Source organism: Roseateles sp. NT4, assembly GCF_051857475.1.
Taxonomy (GTDB): Bacteria; Pseudomonadota; Gammaproteobacteria; order Burkholderiales; family Burkholderiaceae_C; genus Pelomonas.
Map to the genome: position 1 here is coordinate 1,237,085 of NZ_JBPZGZ010000002.1, position 17,751 is coordinate 1,254,835.

At 69.9% G+C, this 17,751-nt stretch carries 17 protein-coding genes; 13 read left to right on the plus strand and 4 right to left on the minus strand.

All coding sequences use genetic code 11. From position 1 onward, the window contains the following. Window positions 1–14 precede the first annotated feature (14 nt). Genes ACS5PN_RS15400 through ACS5PN_RS15415 form a run of 4 tightly spaced genes read left to right on the plus strand, consistent with a single transcriptional unit; the run spans window position 15 to window position 4,228 of the window. Window positions 15–1,316 carry a UDP-N-acetylglucosamine 1-carboxyvinyltransferase gene (locus ACS5PN_RS15400; protein ID WP_439464853.1) on the plus strand — a complete coding sequence of 434 codons (1,302 nt, stop codon included), beginning with the start codon at window positions 15–17 and terminating at the stop codon, window positions 1,314–1,316. Next, entirely contained in the window at window positions 1,316–2,218 is a 903-nt protein-coding gene (locus tag ACS5PN_RS15405) for a hypothetical protein (protein WP_439464854.1), read from the plus strand. Before ACS5PN_RS15400 ends, ACS5PN_RS15405 begins: the two co-directional genes overlap by 1 nt. Beyond that, entirely contained in the window at window positions 2,218–3,108 is an 891-nt protein-coding gene (locus ACS5PN_RS15410; RefSeq protein ID WP_439464855.1) for a pseudouridine synthase, read from the plus strand. Before ACS5PN_RS15405 ends, ACS5PN_RS15410 begins: the two co-directional genes overlap by 1 nt. Window positions 3,109–3,121: 13 nt before the next feature. Further along, the gene (locus ACS5PN_RS15415) at window positions 3,122–4,228 is read left to right on the plus strand and encodes a DUF484 family protein (RefSeq protein WP_439464856.1); all 1,107 of its coding nucleotides are present in this window, start codon (window positions 3,122–3,124) and stop codon (window positions 4,226–4,228) included. On the opposite strand, the gene ACS5PN_RS15420 is transcribed toward ACS5PN_RS15415, so the two are convergent. After that, on the minus strand, window positions 4,200–4,889 hold the full coding sequence (locus ACS5PN_RS15420) for a hypothetical protein (RefSeq protein WP_439464857.1): 690 nt from the start codon (window positions 4,887–4,889) through the stop codon (window positions 4,200–4,202). The genes ACS5PN_RS15415 and ACS5PN_RS15420 overlap by 29 nt on opposite strands. A 68-nt stretch (window positions 4,890–4,957) precedes the next feature. On the opposite strand from ACS5PN_RS15420, the gene ACS5PN_RS15425 reads away from it, so the two are divergent. Together ACS5PN_RS15425 and ACS5PN_RS15430 are read left to right on the plus strand one after the other, a co-directional pair. Beyond that, a complete protein-coding gene (locus ACS5PN_RS15425; RefSeq protein WP_439464858.1) occupies window positions 4,958–5,836 on the plus strand; it encodes an amino acid ABC transporter substrate-binding protein in 879 nt (292 codons plus the stop codon). Between the two features lie 257 nt (window positions 5,837–6,093). Next, window positions 6,094–7,077 carry a GGDEF domain-containing protein gene (locus tag ACS5PN_RS15430; RefSeq protein WP_439464859.1) on the plus strand — a complete coding sequence of 328 codons (984 nt, stop codon included), beginning with the start codon at window positions 6,094–6,096 and terminating at the stop codon, window positions 7,075–7,077. Window positions 7,078–7,086: 9 nt separating this feature from the next. Here ACS5PN_RS15430 and ACS5PN_RS15435 read toward each other — a convergent pair whose 3' ends face one another. From ACS5PN_RS15435 to ACS5PN_RS15445, 3 genes are all read right to left on the minus strand, one after another. Then, window positions 7,087–7,896, minus strand: a complete 810-nt coding sequence (locus tag ACS5PN_RS15435; RefSeq protein WP_439464860.1) for a substrate-binding periplasmic protein — start codon at window positions 7,894–7,896, stop codon at window positions 7,087–7,089. 67 nt (window positions 7,897–7,963) lie between these two features. Next, window positions 7,964–8,782 carry an HDOD domain-containing protein gene (locus ACS5PN_RS15440; RefSeq protein ID WP_439464861.1) on the minus strand — a complete coding sequence of 273 codons (819 nt, stop codon included), beginning with the start codon at window positions 8,780–8,782 and terminating at the stop codon, window positions 7,964–7,966. A gap of 39 nt (window positions 8,783–8,821) precedes the next feature. Further along, on the minus strand, window positions 8,822–9,583 hold the full coding sequence (locus ACS5PN_RS15445; protein ID WP_439464862.1) for a TSUP family transporter: 762 nt from the start codon (window positions 9,581–9,583) through the stop codon (window positions 8,822–8,824). A gap of 703 nt (window positions 9,584–10,286) precedes the next feature. Between ACS5PN_RS15445 and gspG the strand changes: the two genes are divergently transcribed. The 7 genes from gspG to ACS5PN_RS15480 are packed head-to-tail and all read left to right on the plus strand — an operon-like array spanning window position 10,287 to window position 17,743. Continuing rightward, window positions 10,287–10,709 (plus strand): type II secretion system major pseudopilin GspG, encoded by a 423-nt coding sequence (gene gspG, locus ACS5PN_RS15450; RefSeq protein ID WP_439464863.1) that lies wholly within the window; start codon window positions 10,287–10,289, stop codon window positions 10,707–10,709. Continuing rightward, window positions 10,703–11,911, plus strand: coding sequence for a type II secretion system F family protein (locus tag ACS5PN_RS15455; RefSeq protein WP_439464864.1), 1,209 nt, complete (start codon window positions 10,703–10,705; stop codon window positions 11,909–11,911). Before gspG ends, ACS5PN_RS15455 begins: the two co-directional genes overlap by 7 nt. Beyond that, on the plus strand, window positions 11,908–13,422 hold the full coding sequence (locus ACS5PN_RS15460; RefSeq protein WP_439464865.1) for a GspE/PulE family protein: 1,515 nt from the start codon (window positions 11,908–11,910) through the stop codon (window positions 13,420–13,422). The genes ACS5PN_RS15455 and ACS5PN_RS15460 overlap by 4 nt, the downstream gene beginning before the upstream one ends. Further along, window positions 13,415–14,539, plus strand: coding sequence for a hypothetical protein (locus tag ACS5PN_RS15465; protein WP_439464866.1), 1,125 nt, complete (start codon window positions 13,415–13,417; stop codon window positions 14,537–14,539). Before ACS5PN_RS15460 ends, ACS5PN_RS15465 begins: the two co-directional genes overlap by 8 nt. Further along, window positions 14,536–15,048, plus strand: a complete 513-nt coding sequence (locus tag ACS5PN_RS15470; protein WP_439464867.1) for a hypothetical protein — start codon at window positions 14,536–14,538, stop codon at window positions 15,046–15,048. The genes ACS5PN_RS15465 and ACS5PN_RS15470 overlap by 4 nt, the downstream gene beginning before the upstream one ends. Continuing rightward, the gene (locus ACS5PN_RS15475; protein WP_439464868.1) at window positions 15,045–15,563 is read left to right on the plus strand and encodes a hypothetical protein; all 519 of its coding nucleotides are present in this window, start codon (window positions 15,045–15,047) and stop codon (window positions 15,561–15,563) included. Before ACS5PN_RS15470 ends, ACS5PN_RS15475 begins: the two co-directional genes overlap by 4 nt. Next, window positions 15,560–17,743 carry a secretin N-terminal domain-containing protein gene (locus ACS5PN_RS15480; RefSeq protein ID WP_439464869.1) on the plus strand — a complete coding sequence of 728 codons (2,184 nt, stop codon included), beginning with the start codon at window positions 15,560–15,562 and terminating at the stop codon, window positions 17,741–17,743. The genes ACS5PN_RS15475 and ACS5PN_RS15480 overlap by 4 nt, the downstream gene beginning before the upstream one ends. The last annotated feature ends 8 nt before the right edge of the window (window positions 17,744–17,751 follow it).

The following is a 17,751-nucleotide window of genomic DNA, read 5'->3' on the forward strand; positions in this document are numbered from 1 at the left end:
CAAACTGTCACTCGATGTCCCACCTGATCGTCCACGGCGGCACGCCCCTCTCGGGCCGCATCACCCCCTCGGCCAACAAGAACGCCGTCCTGCCCATCCTCTGCGCGACGCTGCTGACCAAGCAGCCGGTGCGCCTGCGCGGCGTGCCCGAGATCACCGACGTGAAGAAGATCGTCGAGGTCTTCCGCAAGCTCGGCTCCCAGGTCGAGCTGGACTTCAAGACCGGCATCCTCGACGTCCACCACGAGCACACCCGCTTCGACCCCAACGTCGACCGCCTGCCCGAGGAGATGCGCTCCTCCATCATGCTGGTGCCCGGCCTGATGGCCCGTTTCGGCGCCGCCCGCATCGAGGACGACGTCAAGGGCTGCACCCTGGGCGCGCGCGAAATCGATCCGCACGTCGAGGTTTTCGAGCGTTTCGGCGCCCAGGTCGAACGCCTGCCCGACGGCCTCATCCTGCGTGTGCACCGGCCGCTGACGGCCAATGCCCACTGGACCGACTACGCCTCGGTGACGACGACCGAGAACTTCGTGCTGTGCGCGGCCCTGGCCGACGGCGTCTCCACGCTGACCAATGCCGCCAGCGAGCCCCATGTGCAGGAGTTCTGCAACTTCATGTCGCTGCTGGGCGCCAAGATCGAAGGCCACGGCACGTCCAAGCTGAAGATCTCCGGCGTCGACCAGCTCGGTGGTGCCGACTACACCTTCACCGAAGACTTCCACGAGATCGTCACCTTCCTGGCCCTGGGCGCCATCACCGGCGGCAATGTGCAGGTCAAGAACGGCGCGCCGGAGATGTTCCCGCTGCTGGACCGCACCTTCGCCAAGTTCGGCGTGCAGATCGTGCACGAGGACGGCTGGAGCCGCTGCGTGACCAACGGCCCGCTCAAGGTCAAGGAGCCCTTCACGCGCAACATCCTGCAGAAGGTGGAAGCCGCGCCCTGGCCCTATGTGCCGGTGGACCTGCTGCCCATCTTCGTCGCCCTGGGCGTCAAGGCCGAGGGCAGCGTGATGTTCTGGAACAAGGTCTATGACGGCGCCATGGGCTGGACCTCGGAGCTGGCCAAGTTCGGCGCCCACGCCTTCCTCAGCGACCCGCACCGCATGATCACCTTTGGCGGCAAGCCGCTGAGCCCGACCGAGGTCGAAAGCCCATACATCATCCGCGTCGCCATCGCGCTGCTGATGGTGGCGGCCAGCATCCCCGGCAAGAGCGTGATCAAGAACGCGACGCCCATCCGCCGCGCCCATCCCAATTTTGTCGAGCACATCTGCGAACTGGGAGCACGGATCGAGTGGGTCGAAGGCGACTGATGCGCCGGACGCTGGCGCTCGCGGCCATGCTGGCGGCGACCGCCGCACAGGCCGCGCCGTCCGCTGACACCATCCGCTGGGTGGCCCAGGATGTGCCGCCTCACTTCAGCTTCGTGCAGGGCCGCCCGCCGCGCTCCGTGGCCGAGCTGGGCCGTGGCGAGGTGGACGGCTTCATGCGCGTGCTGCTGGCGCGTATGCCCGAGTTCAAGCACGAGTTCGTCGAGGCCAGCACGGCCCGCTACGAGGCCGAGAGCCGGCGCGGCGAGACCCTGTGCTCGACCATGCATGTGCGCACGCCGGCGCGCGCGGACTGGCTCTACTTCTCGCATCTCTACCCGCCGCTGATCTCGCGCGAGATCCATGTCGTCGTCAGGCGCGAGTCCATGGACAAGGTGACGCGGGGCCGACCGCCGGATGGCCGCCTGGTCCTCGCCGATCTGCTCAAGCGCCCGGATCTGAGCGTGCTGCTGGCCCGCGATCGCGCCTTCGGCACCCATCTCGACAACCCGCTGGCCCAGCATGTCGTGCCGCGCCTGGCCGTGGGGGCCAAGCTCAGCGGCCAGCTGCTGGACATGCTGCGCGCCGGCCGCATGGACTACACGCTGGAGTACCCGACCGTGGTCAAGGACTACCTCGACCGTGTCGGCGACCCTGGCGCCCTCATCGCCCTGCCCGTCGTCGAAGGGCTGAGCACGCCGCTGGCGACGGTGTCCTGCAGCCGCACGCCCGAGGGCAAGCGCCATATCGAGGCCATCGACGCCGCCGTGCGCAAGCTGGCCAGCGAACCCAACCGCGAGGCCTGGGTGCGCGAGTGGCGTGGCGATCGCGCCGAGCCCCAGGACATGAAGCGGCTGAACGCCTACATGGACGAGCGCGCCCGCGGCGGGCCGCGCATCGAGTAGTGGCCCGGCCGCCCAAGCCGGCGCTGCCGCTGCGCGAGGGTGTGGCCGCCAGCGCCGTCTTCTGTCCGCCCGGCCACTGGGCGACGACGACCGCCTTCCTCGTCGAACGCCTGCCGCGCGTGGACGACTGGCCCGAGCGCGTGGCGCGTGGCGACGTGGTGGATGACGACGGCCAGCCCGTCGCCGATACGCCCTACCGCGGCAACCGGCGCGTCTACTACTGGCGCCATCTGGACGTCGAGCCCGACATCCCCGGTCAGGCCCGCATCGTCTTCCAGGACGAGCATCTGCTGGTCGCCGACAAGCCCCACTTTCTGCCCGTCACACCCAGCGGCCTCTATGCGCGCCAGACGCTGATGGCGCGGTTGCGCCAGGCCACCGGCCTGGCCGACCTCAATCCCGTGCACCGGCTGGACCGCGAGACGGCCGGCCTGGTCGTCTTCAACCTGAAGCGCGAGGAACGCGACGCCTACCACCGGCTGTTCCGCGACCGCGCCGTCACCAAGGTGTACGACGCCATCGCACCCGTCGGCCCCGGCCCCTGGCCGCGCGTCCTGCGTCATCGCCTCGAGGAGCCCGACGGCGAGGGCTTCATGCAGATGCAGGTGGTCGAGGGCGAGCCCAATGCCGAGACCTGGGCCGATCTCGTCGAGGTCTTGCCCGGCGGTCTGGCACGCTACGAACTGCGGCCCCACACCGGCCTGCGCCACCAGTTGCGCGCGCAGATGAATGCCCTCGGCCTGCCGCTGGTGGGCGACCGCATCTACCCGCTGCTGCAGCCCCACGAGAACCCGCCGCGCTTCGACGCGCCGCTGCAATTGGTTGCACGCGCAATCTCTTTCACAGACCCTGTCACCGGGCTGCCACGACGCTTCGAACGCGCGCCCTGACAATCGCGCCTTCATGAACGCGCCCAACCCTCAAGCCCAGGTCCAGGAACTGCGTCGCCAGCTGCAGTCCCTGCTCGACGCCGCCAAGGCCAATGAGCGCAAGCTGGACCGCTTCGATGCGCTGGAGCGCCGCCTGATCGCGGTGAGCTCGATGGAGGAGCTGGTCAACCTGCTGCTCGTCGACTGCCGCGACGACTTTGGCCTGGACGCGGCCGAGCTCTGGCTGCTCGACCCCGACGAGGAGCTGCGCCGCGCCTTGCCGGCCCTGCCCATGATCAAGGCGCCCCAGCTGCTGGACAGCCACGGCCCGCTGAAGGATTTGTTCGGTGCCGTGCGCACCACCCGCCTCGTCAACCCGGGCCCGGACGGGGGCTTGCTGATCAAGGCCTTCCCGCCCGAGGCCGGCGTGCGCTCGGCGGCCCTGCTGCCGCTGATCCGCCAGGGCCTCTTGATCGGCAGCCTGCATTTCGGCTCGTGTGACCCCGAGCGCTACGACGCCGCCTCGGGTACCAAATTCCTCGACCGGCTCTCGGCCATCGCCGCCATTGCCATCGAGAGCATGCTCAACCGCGAGCGCCTGCGCCGCGCCGGCATGACGGACGGCCTGACCGGCGTGCACAACCGCCGCTACTTCGACCACCGCAGCCTCATCGAGTTCAGCCAGGCCGTGCGCCACCGCTACCCGCTGGCCTGCCTGTTCCTGGACATCGACCACTTCAAGGCCATCAACGACCGCCATGGCCACCCGGCCGGCGACGAGGTGCTGCGCCAGGTGGGTGGGCTCATCCTGCGCTCGCTGCGCACCGGCGACCTGGCGGCGCGCTATGGCGGCGAGGAGTTCGTCGTGCTGCTGCCGCGCACCGACCTGGCCGGCGCCTGCGAGGTGGCCGAGCGCATCCGCCTGATGGTGCAGGAGGCGCCCTTCGTGACGCCCGAGGGCGGCACCGTCAGCGCCACACTGTCGGCCGGCCTGGCCATGCTGAGCCCCGGCGCGACGAGCTTTGCCGAACTGCTGTCGGCCGCCGACCGCGCCCTCTACGAAGCCAAGCGCGGCGGGCGCAACCGCACCGTGGCCGAGGGCGGCGAAGACCTCAGCGCAGCCATTGCAGCTGCATCGTGAACATGTCGCCGCGGCTGCCGTAGGTCTTGCCCCACAGATAAGCCGCGTTCAGCGTCACCGTGTCGGGCCCTTCGTCCCACAGCGTGGCGAGCAGGGCCGGCCCGGCGCGGTGCGACTGCCGCGACCGCGGCGCCCAGTCGTTCCACTGCCCGACCTCGCTGAAGCCTTCGACGCCGACCCGCCAGCCCGGCGCCACGCGGTAGACGCCGCGCCATTGCAGCTTGAGGCGCGTGTCGCGCTTGTCGCTGTCGTACTCCCAGAAGGCGTTGGCATTGAGCTTGAGCCGGCCGAGGTCGGTCTGCCAGACGGGCCCCAGCTCCAGCGCATGGGTCTTGTCCTCGCGGTTGTGCACCAGCTGGGCGTGAAGGGCCAGGTCATAGGGCTTCTCGCCCTGGGTCAGCATGAATTCGTTGATCCAGTTCCAGGTTTCCAGCTTGGAACCCCGCAGCGTCTCGCCCTCCCAGCTGGCCAGCAGCCGCGTCGTCCAGCGCGTGTTGACGCCATAGCTCAGCCCCAGTTCGGGCCAGAGGGTGGCTTTCTCGTCCGGTGCCTTCACGGTCCAGTAGCGCAGCTCGGCGCCGATGCGCCCCGCCTGGTCGTAAGGGGTGACGACGTAGTAGCCCGGGTCGGCCATGACCGGGCCGGCCAGTGTCAAAAGCAACGGCCAGGGCCAACTTCGTATGGACATGATGCGCACACTCTAGGGGGCTGAATCACAATGGCCGGACTATGAAAACCCTGCTGCCGCTCCTGCTCGCCCTCGGTCTCACCGCCACCGCCCAGGCCGGCCCCGCGTTGGAGCGCATGCAGTCCACCGGACGCATCGTGCTGGCCCACCGCGAGTCGTCCGTGCCCTTCAGCTATCTGCTGCCCGACGGCCGGCCCGTCGGCTATGCGGTGGACCTCTGCCTGAAGGTCGCCGAGGCGGTGCGCCAGAAGCTGAAGATGAAGACGCTGAGCCCGCAGTTCCTGCTGGTGACGCCGGCCAACCGCATCCAGATGGTGGTGGACGGCAAGGCCGACATGGAGTGCGGCTCGACGACCAACAACGCCGAGCGCCGCGAGAAGGTCAACTTCACCGTGCCCCACTACATCACCGGCGCCCGCTACCTCGTCAAGGTCGACAGTGGCATCACCGACCTGGCCCAGTTCGAGAACAAGATCCTGGTCTCGACCAAGGGCACGACGCCGATGAAGTCCATCAGCCAGGCCAACAACGAGCGCGCCCTGCACATCAACCTCGTCGAGGCGCCGGACCACGCCAAGGCCATGGAAATGCTGGCGGCCGGCCAGGCCGACGGCTTTGTCATGGACGACGTGCTGCTCTATGGCCTGGCCGCGGCGCGGCCCGACGCCGCCAAGTACCGCGTCGTCGGCAAATTCCTGACCATCGAGCCCCTGTCCATCGTGCTGCCCAAGAACGACCCGGAGCTCAAGGTCATCGTCGACGAGGAGATGAAGCGCCTCATCACCAGCCACGAGGCGAATGCCATCTACGAGCGCTGGTTCATGAAGCCCATCCCGCCCAAGAACACGGCCATGAACCTGCCGATGAACTATCTGCTCAAGGACTTCTGGAAATACCCCTCGGACCAGGTCCCTTACTAGCCCACCCCTACCGGCTGACGCCGGCCCCTCGAGGGGGCTGAGCCCGGACATAAACAGTCCTGAGGACTGTTTGTGCCTGGCGAAGGACAAAGCCTCTGGCTTTGGCAGCTGCCAGTGGCCTGGCAAAGCCAGTTCCACGGCAGCCGCTTGAGAACGCGCCAGCTTCGCGGCGCGGCATGGAGTACTCCCTGCAGATAAACCCCGAGCGGATGTCTCAAGGGCGGCCGTGACAATTTGTGCGCAGTCACCGCCGACCCATGAGTACCGATTCCCCTGCCGACAACCTGGACCGCGTCAGCCCGCGGCGGCTGGGTTCGCTGCGGCTGAGGCTGGGCCTGGGCGTGCCGCTGCTGACGGTTCTCATCGTGGCGGCCTTCGAGTGGAGCCTGGGCAGCTTCGAAGCGCCCGCCGAGGGCATGGCCCGCGCGGCCTGGCTGGTGCTGCTGCTCAGCGCCGCCCAGCTGCTGCTCATCGAGGCCTTGCTGCTGCGCCCGCTGCGCCAGCTGGCTGCGGGTTGCGAGGCCATGGAATCGGCGCCCATACCCCTGACGCCGGATGCCCCCGCGACGCCCCGCATGACGGCCGAGCTGGACCGCATCGGCCACGCCATGCTGCGCGTGCGCGGCTCGCTGTGGCAGCAGGACCAGGATGCCCGCGAACTGCGCCGCGAGCTGGCCCAGCAGCGCCGGCTGCTGGAGGAGGCCCATTCAGCCCTGGAGGCCAACCAGCGCGAGCTGGCCAGCCTGGCGCGTGTCGACGCGTTGACGGGCATCGCCAACCAGCGTGCCTTCGACGAGGCGCTGCGGCGTGAATTCAAGCGCGCCCAGCGCCTGCGTGGCCTGCTGGCCGTGGCCGTGCTGGACCTGGACCAGTTCAAGCAGTTCAACCTGACCCACGGCACGGCCGTGGGTGACGTGGCGCTGCAGCGCGTCGCGGCCCTGCTGAGCGAGCGCTTCAAGCGCGACACCGATGTCGTCGCGCGCCTGGGCGGCGAGGAGTTCGTCGCCCTGCTGCCGGGCTTCGGCATGGCCGAGGCCCAGGGCGTGCTGGAGTCGCTGCGGGACGAGTTGCGTGCGCTGCGCCTGCCCGATGGCCAGGGCAGCCTGACGCTGAGCGTGGGCCTGGCCGCGGCGAGCCCGGCTCACCCCTATCTGAGCGCGCAGGCCCTGCTGCAGGCGGCCGACGAGGCCCTCTATATCGCCAAGCACGCCGGGCGGGACCGGCTCAGCCTGGCCGCCTGACCTCCCGCCTCACTTGCGGGCGGCATCGATGCGCAGATAGCGCGACAGGATGCGGTCGTAGTCGCTGGCGCCGCCCTTGACCTTCTTGGCCGCGTCCACCCCCTGCTGCAGGCGTTTGAGGTAGTCGGCATTGACGGCGGCATTGCAGGAGAAATAGTTGTCGCTGCCGCGGATCTGGCCGTCGAAGCGGTAGCGGTCCGGCGCGATCTCCAGGCTGTTCAGCGTCCAGCGCATGACGGCCTCGCCGTAGACCCAGCCGTCCACGCGGCCGGCCAGCATCATGCGCGCCGCGATGACGGGGTCGCTGACGCGGTGGATGCGGGCTTCATCGGCGCCCAGTGTGCGCGCCGTCTCTTCGGAGAAGTCGCCGCGGATGACGACGACATCGCTGCCGGCCAGCGGCTTGTCACCGGCCGGCCAGGGCGGCGCCGGAGTCCTGCGCCCCACGGCGAGGTCGGCCGACAGGAAGGGCCCCACCCATTGGTATTGCTTTTCGCGTGCCGGGGTGCGCGTCATCGCCGTCACGCAGGCGGGGGCCGGGCCGGCCAGCACCTGCAGCACGCGGCCCCACGGCAGGAAGAGCGGTGTGCCTTCGGGCAGGTTGGCCTGGGCCTGCGCGGCCTTCATCAGGTCCACCGCGACACCGGCCGGCCCGCTGGGGCCGACAAAGCTGAAGGGAGGGTAGGGCTCGCTCAGCCACTGCACCGTCTGGGCGGCGTCGGGTGAGGCAGGCGTTGCGGTCGTTGGAATTGGCTGGGCCGTGGCGCTGCCCGCAGCCACGGCGCAGACTCCCGCACACAGGATCGGGGCGTTCCGCATGCAGCCTCCTCGTTGTTCTGGCTGATGCGTCGATGCTAAGGGCCTGCCGGCCCGCCGGGAAGGGACTTCAGCGGCCGTGCTCTTGAGCGGCCAGCAGCTGCTCGTTGACGCGGCGCGCGGCGCGCAGCACCAGGGTTTCGTCCAGCTGGGCCTGCGGCGCGATCTGGCTGGCGATGTCGTCGAGCTGATCGGGGTGGTTCAGCAGGGCCCAGGCCACCGTCGAGATGGCAGCGACGCTGCGGCGGGCCAGGCTCTCGGGCATGGTCAGCGAGGCCTGGATCTCGACGTGATGGCGCACGCTGGCGACGGCGGCCGGGGCCAGGCCCCAGCTTTCGCACAGGGCGGCACCGAGGGCGTCATGGCTGACGCCGAAGGCGGTCTTTTCCAGCTCCACCAGCTCGGCGTCGCGCGTTGCCGCACGCAGCATGGCCGGGTAGTGGGTGGGGGCGTGGCGGTACAGCACCGCCTTGCCGCACTCCTCGAACAGGCCGGCCGAGTGGGCCGCCCAGGGGTCCACGCCCAGCATCTGGCCCATGCGGCCCATCAGCAGGCCGCGCTGCGAGGCGCGTGTCCACACGGCGTCCAGTTCGGCCGCGGCCGGGAAAGCGGCGCGCAGGCCCATTTCGAAGGTGATGGCGGCCACCTCGCGCATGCCCAGGTAGGTCAGGGCCTGATGCACGGTCTGCACGCGGCCGCGCAGGCCGTACAGCGAGGAGTTGACCGCCTTCATGACGGCGGCCGCCAGGGCCATGTCGGTCTCGACCAGGGAGGACATGGCCTGCAGGTCGATGTCCTCGGCCGCCATCAGCAGCGAGAGCTTGACCAGGACCTCGGGCTGGGTCGGGATCTCGATGTCCAGATTGCGCAGTTGAGGATCGACGGGCATGGTGAGTGGGGGTTCTTCTGGGGAATGCCCGATGGTAGATCAGCGGAAGAAGGCGTCCCAGGCTGTTTTGAGGATGAGGGCCCCGACGACGATGACGAAAACACCGCGCACGAAGCCGGCGCCATGCTTCAGCGCGAGCCTGGTGCCCAGCAGGCTGCCGGCCACATTGGTCACCGCCATCACCGCCGCCACATGCCACCAGATGTGGCCCTTGCTGACGAAAAGGGCGATGGCGAACGCGTTCGTCAGCAGATTCATCAGCTTGGCCGTCGCCGACGCGTGCAGGAAGTCGTAGCCCAGCAGGCGCACGAACAGGAAGACGAAGAAGCTGCCCGTGCCGGGGCCGAAGAAACCGTCGTAGAAGCCCACGCCCAGCGCGATGCCGCCGGCCACCAGCGCCTCGGCTCGCCCCGTGAAGCGCGGCTTGTGCTCGCGCCCCAGTTCCTTCTTGGCCAGGGTGTAGACCAGCACGGCCAGCAGCACCAGCGGCAGGGCCTTGCGCAGGCCGTCGGGGCTGACCAGGGTCAGGGCCCAGGCGCCGGCAAAGCTGCCGGCTCCCGCCAGCACCGCCGCCGGCATCAGCCGCTTCCACGGCAGGTCCACCCGCTTCACATACTGCAGCGTCGCCCAGCCCGTCCCCCACACCGATGCGCCCTTGTTCGTGCCCAGCAGCGTCGCCGGTGCCGCACCCGGGTAGGTGCTGAACAGGGCAGGCACCAGCACCAGCCCACCGCCGCCCGCAACTGCATCGATGAAACCTGCGAGCAGGGAGGCGAGGGCGACTGTGGCGAGTTCAAGCATGTATGAATTTGATCATCCGCGGCCGTAGTGCATTGATCGGGCCGCGCGCTGGGCCGCTCCCGAGCCGGCCCGTCAGGCGATGTTGACCGGGCTCGATGCCCGGTCAATCGCCGTCCCCTCGGGGGATCGACCAGACAGGCCCGCGTTCAGCGCGGTCTGCTGGGCGAGGGGCCTTCGGCCGGCCCAAAGAAAACGGCCACCAAGGGGTGCCTTGGTGGCCGGTGGGATTGTCTTCGGGGTTACGAAGCAACCTTGTGCGCTTGGCGCTTGATTTGTCTCCTCACAACCCGCCCGGCGGCCCTGGACCAAGCCCGGAACCGCGTCGAGTGGCGAAAATGTATTGCCCCGCGACGGTGCATGACACTGGGGTTAGCCCGGGTTGGTTGGCCGCGAAAGGTGCGAAGAGGCACCAAAACTGTGCGCCGCCCCTCTGTGACCTGGCTGTGTGACAGGCGTGTGGCGGCATCGGGCGACCCAGCAGCTTTGTCGCTGGTGAACAACGCAGCATCCGTCCCGCGAGCCGAGCCGGCGCCCGGACGCCGATGGCACGTCGTTTTCTTCAACGACGACACCCCGTCAGGGGCTGAAGCCGCGACGCCAGAGGCTTTACATCGCCCCCTGAGAATGCGGGTCGGTCAAATCCCGATTGCCCGCCTGCAACCTCCCGATGAACAGTCGCCCTCCCGCTGTACCTTGCCCGACCATGTTCCGACCCCGTCCCGACCGCGCGCGCGGCTTCACCTTGCTAGAACTGCTGGTCGTCATGGTCATCATCGGCCTGCTGGCCGGATATGTCGGGCCCAAGTTCTTCGGTCAGATCGGCAAGAGCGAGGTCAAGGCGGCCCGTGCCCAGATCGACGCGCTGACCAAGTCGCTGGACCAATACCGCCTGGACGTCGGCCGCTACCCCAGCACCGACCAGGGCCTGGCCGTGCTGGTCACCAAGCCGGCCGACGAACCCAAATGGGCCGGCCCCTATCTGTCCAAGGCCGTGCCCAAGGATCCCTGGGGCAATGAATACCAGTACCGCAGCCCCGGCGAGCATGGCGAATACGACCTGCTGAGCCTGGGCAAGGACGGCCGCCCCGGCGGCGAGGGTGAGGACGCCGACCTCACCAGTTGGTAAGCACCATCGTGCCGCAGTTCCAGACTCGCGTGCTGCGCGCGGGCGCCGTCGTTGCGGAGCGCGTCGAAGCGCCCGACCGCGCCGCCGTGGCCGCCGTGCTGGGCGTTGCGCCCCAGCATGTGCTGGAGGTGCGCGAGGTCGCGGCTGCCGAAGCGGCCCGACCCTGGCGCCGCACGGTCAAGTTCCCGCTGCAGCTCTTCAGCCAGGAGCTGGCCGTGCTGCTGGATGCCGGCATTGCGCTGCTGGAAGCGCTGAACACCTTGCGCGAGAAGGAAGGCCAGCCCGGCGTGCGTGCGGCCCTCGATGCCGTCATCGCCCAGATCGAACAGGGCCAGCCGCTGTCCGTCGCCTTGCGCCAGCAGCCGCAGGCTTTTGATGAACTGATCTGCGCCATCGTCGCCGCCAACGAGAAGACCGGCCAGCTGTCCACGGCCCTGGCCCAGCATTCGCGCTATCTGGCCTGGGTTGACGCGCTGCGCTCGCGTCTCGTCGCGGCCATGGTCTACCCACTGATGCTGCTTGGCGTCGGCGGCGCCGTCATCCTCTTCCTGCTGCTCTATGTGCTGCCGCGCTTTGCCGGCATCCTGGAGCAGACCAGCGCCGACCTGCCCTGGGCCTCGCGCGTGCTGATCGAATTCGGCCAGACGGCCGGCGCGCATCCCGGCCTCGTCATCGGCGGTATCGCGGCTTTCGGCTTTGCGGTCTTCGCGCTGCTGCGTCAGCCCATCGTGCGCCAGCGCGCCCAGGCCGCACTGTGGACGCTTCCCGGCCTCGGCCCGCGGCTGCGCGTGCTGGCACTGGCGCGGCTCTACCGGTCGCTGGCCATGCTGCTGGCGTCCGGCGTGCCGGCCCTGGCGGCGCTGAAGATCGTCGTCGACGTGGTCGCCGCCCCCTGGCGCGCCGCGGTGCAGGCCGCCGCCGCCCAGATCGAGCGCGGCGAGCGCCTGTCCGCCGCCTTCGATTCACAAGACCTGGCCACGCCGGTTGCGCGCCGCATGCTGCGCGTGGGCGAGCGCAGCGGCGAGGTGGCTTCGATGCTGGAGCGCGCCGCCGCCTTCCATGACGAGGAGGCCGCGCGCCTGACCGACCTGCTGTCGCGCCTCGTCAACCCGGCGCTGATGCTGATCATGGGCGTCTTGATCGGCGGGATCATCGTGCTGATGTATCTGCCCATCTTCCAGCTGGTGGAGCAGGTGCAATGAGCGCGATCTCGCTCACCGACTGGCTGCCGGCCGAACAGGGCCCCTGGCATCTCGATTTCGAGCAATGGCCGCAGGCGCAGGCCCAGCGCTGGCGCGCCGTGCTGGCAATCGGAGCCGACGGCAAGCGCGTGCTGCTGGCCGAGCGCGACGAAGACGCCATGCTGCTGCAGAGCGTCGAGACGCGACTGAACGCGCCGGTGGGCTGGCAGCGTGCCTCGGCCGAGGCGGTGACGCATTTCCTGGGTGCCGGCGAGGCCGACTTCCGCGCCCTGTCCGACGTTGAAGACGCGCTGACCGCCGTCGAGGACCACACCGAGGAGCTGTCGGCCCTGGCCCTCAGCGAGCAGGCCAGCCCCGTCGTGCGCCTGCTCAACGCCACCATCTACGACGCGCTGCAGGACACCGCCTCCGACATCCACATCGAGTGCACGGCCCGCGGCGCGGTGATCCGCTTCCGCGTCGACGGCGTCATGGCCGTGGTGCGCCAGGTCGAGAGCCCCCAGGTGGCCGAGCAACTGGTGTCGCGCCTCAAGGTCATGGCCGAGCTGGACATCGGCGAGCGCCGCCTGCCGCAGGACGGCCGCTTCAAGCTGCGCGTGCAGGGCCGCGAGATCGACTTCCGCCTCAGCGTCATGCCCAGCGTGTTCGGTGAGGACGCCGTCATCCGTATCCTGGACCGCGCGGCCATCGCGCGTGCCGGCACGCTGACGCTGGACGCCCTGGGCTTTGGCGACGACGAGCGCGCCGCCATCCGCCACCAGGCGCGCCAGCCCCACGGCATGCTGCTGGTGACCGGCCCGACCGGCTCCGGCAAGACGACGACGCTGTACGCGACGCTGGCCGAGATCCACACCGGCGCCGACAAGATCATCACCATCGAGGATCCGGTCGAGTACCAGCTCAGCGGCGTCGTGCAGATCCCCGTCAACGAGAAGAAAGGGCTGACCTTCTCGCGCGGCCTGCGCTCCATCCTGCGCCACGACCCGGATCGCGTCATGGTCGGCGAGATCCGCGATGCCGAGACGGCCCAGATCGCCGTGCAGGCCGCGCTGACGGGCCACCTGGTCTTCAGCACGGTCCACGCCAACAACGCCTTCGACGTCATCGGCCGCTTCATGCACATGGGCCTGGACCTCTACAACGTCGTCTCGGCCCTGAACGCCGTGCTGGCCCAGCGCCTGGTGCGCTTGACGTGCAAGCACTGCGCCCAGCCATTCACACCCGACGCCGCCACGCTCGCAAGGCATGGCGTCATCAATGGCAACTTCATGAAGGGCGAGGGCTGCGGCCACTGCCGCGGCACCGGCTACAAGGGCCGCCGCGCCGTGGCCGAGCTGCTCAAGCTCGACGACGGCCTGCGCGACCTGATCGCCGCCCGCGCGCCCATGTCCGAGATCAAGGCCGCGGCCAAGGCGCGTGGCATGAAGTCGCTGCGCGAGATGGCGCTGGCGTCGGTCTGCCGCGGTGAGACCACCTTCGAGGAGCTGGAACGTGTCACCCTCGATGAGTGAGCGTCTGCGCCAGCAACTGAGCGCGCGCCTGGCCAAGCCGCGGCGCGTCTTCGTCACGCCCGGCGGGGATGAGTTCGCGGCCTGGTGCCGCGACATGCCCGGCACGGCTGTCGAACTGGTCGTCAGCGCACGTGCCCTGCACGAGCTGGTCGTCGAACCCGGCCTGCCGCTGGCCGACCTGGATGCCGTGCAGGCCTATGCCCAGCAGCAGTTCGCCCACTACTTCGGCGCTGCCGCGCAGCGCTATGCCATCGCGCCCTGGCGCCTCGGTGAAGCCGCGGGCGCCTCGGCCCTGCATGGCCTGGACCTGGCTGCTTTGCAAACCCAGGCCGAGACCGCCCGCGTGCGCCTTGCCGCCGTGCGCCCGGCATGGAGCGCGTGGCTGGCGTCCTTGCCCGCCGCGACGCGCGCCGGCACCGGTCGCGTGGTCTGGCATGAGGGCGAGATCGCCGTCCTGGTCCAGCTCGACCGGGGTCGCATCATCGGCCTGCAGTCGCGCCGCGTGCAGCAGATCGCCGATCTCGGCGGCGATGCGCCGCTGGCCGTCGGCACGCCCGCCGACGAATTCATCCCGCAGCCCGGCCCCGCGACGCCCCAGCCCGACTTCCTGCCGCGCAGCGGCCGCTCGCCCATGGCCTGGCCGCTGGCCGCCACCGGTGCTCTGGTGCTGGCGACCGCAGCCTGGAGTGCCGTCGACAGCCATCGCGCCCTCGACACGGCTCAGGCTGCGCGCGATCGCGTCGCCTCGTTGCGCCCAGCACCCGCCCCCAAGCCCGCCGCGCGCGGCCGCGCCGAGCCCGCTGAAAACCGTTCCGCCATCGAAGCCCGTGCCTTGCTGGCCATGCCCTGGGAGCCACTGCTGACGCGCGTGGAGACGGCTGGCGCCGAGGCCAAGACCATTGCCTGGCTGGGCCTGGATGCCAGCGCCGGCCGTGGCGAGCTGCGCCTGGAAGGCCTGACCCCCGACAAGCTGCTGGCCCTGCAGCTGGCCGAGCAGCTCGGCACGACGCCGGGCTGGCGCCAGGTCGTGCTGTCGCGTTTCTCGGCCGCCGAGACCGGCCTGGTCGGCCAGCGCTTCGAGATCAATGCCCGTGTGACGACCGGAGGCGGCTCATGAAGCGTACCGCCCTGATCAAGTCCCTGGGCTGGCCCGGCCTGGCCGGCCTTGCAGCCTTGGCGCTGGCCATCGCCGCCGTCGTGCTCGGCCAACGCTGGGACGCGCAGGCCGTCAAGCTGCAGGCCGAGGCCCGCGAGTTGCGCGCCAAGGCCAGGCCGGCCGCGGCGGCGGCTTCCGCGCCCGTCAGCGTGCAGCAATGGCAGGCCTCGCTGCCGCCTTCCAGCGACCGCCAGCAGCGCCTGGCCGACCTGCTGGAACTCGGCATCCGCCTCGACCTCAATGGCGCGCGTACCGAGCACCGCCTGTCCACCAGCGAGGGCCTGGAGAGGCTGCGCGTGACCATGCCCGTGACCGGCAGCTATGCCCAGGTGCGCCGCTTCATCGCAGCGGCTTTGGCGCATGACCCGGCCCTGAGCCTGGACGCCGTCAAGCTGCGCCGCGTCAGCCCGATGACGGCCGACGTCGATGCAGAACTGCAATGGTCTCTGCACGGGAGGGCCGCGCCATGACGCAGCGTCGTCAGCTCGTGCTCGGCGGCGCCCTGGTGGCGACGTTGGCCGCAACGGCCTGGTTCGCGACCCGCCCCGAAGAAGAGGTTGCGGCCGTCGCCGCGGCACCCGCGCGCCGCCCGGCCGCCGCTGCATCGGCCGTCGTCGCCAAGGCTGCGCCGACCGTGGACGGCCGCCTGCCCTGGGCCGAGGCGCCAGCCTCCCAGCTGGCTGCCTGGCAACCCCCGCCTCCGCCGCCTCCGCCTCCCGCGCCGCCGCCCGTAGCGGCCGCGCCACCGCCGCCTCCTGTCGCACCGCCGGCGCCTTACCAGATGATCGGCCGCGTCGTTGAAGGCGAGGGCGCCAAGGCCGTCGAGGTCGCGCTGCTGACCAGCCCGAACAAGGCTTTGAGCGCCAGACGCGGCGACGTCCTCGACGGCCAGTGGCGTGTCGAGCAGGTCTCCGACAGCGGCGTGCGCCTGACCTGGCTGCCCGGCCAGCTTCCCCAGAACATCGTTTTCAAGGCTGTGCCATGAAGCAGCTCCTTCTTCTCCTGTGCAGCGTCGCGTTGCTGACGGCTTGTGCCAACCCGGCGCTGCGCCAGGCCGAAGACCTCGGCCGCAGCAACCAGTGGCCCGCCGCCCTGCGCGTGCTGGACGACGCCCTCGTCAAGGACCCGACCGACCCGCAGCTGCGCGCCGCCCAGGTGCGCGCCCGCGAGCAGGCGTCGGCCCGCCTCATCCTGCAGATCGAGGCCCTGCGCAGCGCCGGCCGCTGGGACGAGGCCTCGGCACTGCTGAGCCAGCTCGCCCTGGCCGACAGCCGGCATCCGCGCCTGGCCGCCTTGACGACCGAGATCGAACGCAGCCGCCGCCACGATGCTCAGCTCGCCACCGGCCGTGCCGCACTGAAGGAAGGGCGCCTGGAGCGCGCCGAAGCAGTGGCCCGCGAGATCCTGGCCGAGTCGCCCCAACACCCGGGCGCCCGCCTGCTGGCCAGCCAGGTCGCGCAGGCGCGGCCGCTGGAGACGGCCGTCGGTGAACTGGGCCCGGCCTTCCAGAAGCCGGTCACGCTGGAGTTCCGCGAAGCGCCGCTGCGCCAGGTCTTCGAGGCGCTGTCGCGCAGCAGCGGCGTCAACTTCGTCTTCGACAGGGACGTGCGCGCCGATTCCCGCGTGACGGTCTTCCTGCGCAACGTGTCGATGGACGAGGCCATGCGCGTCATCCTCAACACCCAGCAGCTGGACCGCAAGCTGCTCAACGACACCTCGGTGCTGATCTTCCCGAACACATCGGCCAAGCAGCGCGAGCACCAGGAGCTGATCACCCGCACGCTCTACCTGACCAATGCCGACGTGAAGCAGGTCCAGGCCATGGTGCGCACCATCGCCAAGGTGCGCGACATCCACATCGACGAGCGCCTGAACCTGCTCATCGTGCGCGACACGCCCGAGGTGCTGCGCCTGGTCGAGAAGCTGATCGCCTCGGTCGACCTGCCCGAACCCGAGGTCATGCTGGAGGTGGAGGTCATGGAGCTGGCCACCGACCAGGTCGACAGCCTGGGCCTGCAGTGGCCAGAGGAAATGCAGCTGGGCATCAGCGACGCCGCGGGCAACATCCCGTCGCGCGTCTTCATCGGCGGCAAGAACCCCATCAACTTCCGCGCCAGCATCGCCAACCCGACCATCGTCGCCACGCTGCGTGGCACGGCGGGCAACTCCAACATCCTGGCCAATCCCAAGATCCGCGTGCGCAACCGCGACAAGGCCAAGGTCCACATCGGCCAGAAGCTGCCAGTGTTCACGACGACGACCAACTTCACTGGCTCCACGTCCGTCGCGGCCTCGGTCAGCTATCTCGACGTGGGTCTCAAGCTCGACGTCGAACCCACCATCCAGCTCGACAACGACGTCGTCATCAAGATCGGCCTGGAGGTCAGCAACCTGATCCGCCAGGTGACCGGCCCCGGCGGCACGACGGCCTACGAGATCGGCACGCGCAACACCTCCACCGTGCTGCGCCTGGCCGACGGCGAGACCCAGGTGCTGGCCGGCCTCATCAACGACGAGGACCGCAAGAGCGGCACGGGCATCCCGGGGCTGTCGCGCATCCCCGTGCTGGGCCGCCTGTTCGGCACGCAGACCGACACCCGCAACAAGACCGAGGTGGTGCTGCTGATCACGCCGCGCGTGGTGCGCAACCTGGCCGTGCCCGATGCGTCGCTGACGCGCCTGGCCAGCGGCACCGACGCCAGTCCCGGCGCCTTCAGCAGCCTGCTGCGGCGCGAGGCCAAGGTCGGCGTGGCGCCCAGCAGCGGTGCGGCGCCTGCCGCGGCCGCCCCTGCCACCCCCTCGCAGTCTGTGGCCGTTCCAGCCGAGGCCATGCTGAAGATGGACGTCACGCCGCAGATCCCGGCCGGTGGCACGGTTTCCGTCGCGCTGAAGAACGAGAGCGGCCTGCAGATCAAGGGCGAACTGGAGTACGACGCCAGCCGCCTGACGCCGGCCCAGCCCATCCAGGGCAGCACGCCGGGCCGCTATCCCATCGAGCTGCAGCCGCGCGGCGATCGTGTCGTCGCCTTCCGCGCGCTGCCGCCAGCGGCCGGCCAGGTGCTCAACTTCAGCGTCGGTTCGCTGTCGGCCAGCGGCTTGAACGGTGAGTCGGCGCCCGTGCGGCTGGAAGGGTCCGGCCTGCTCACCGTGGATCCGGTGAAGTAAGACCCGGC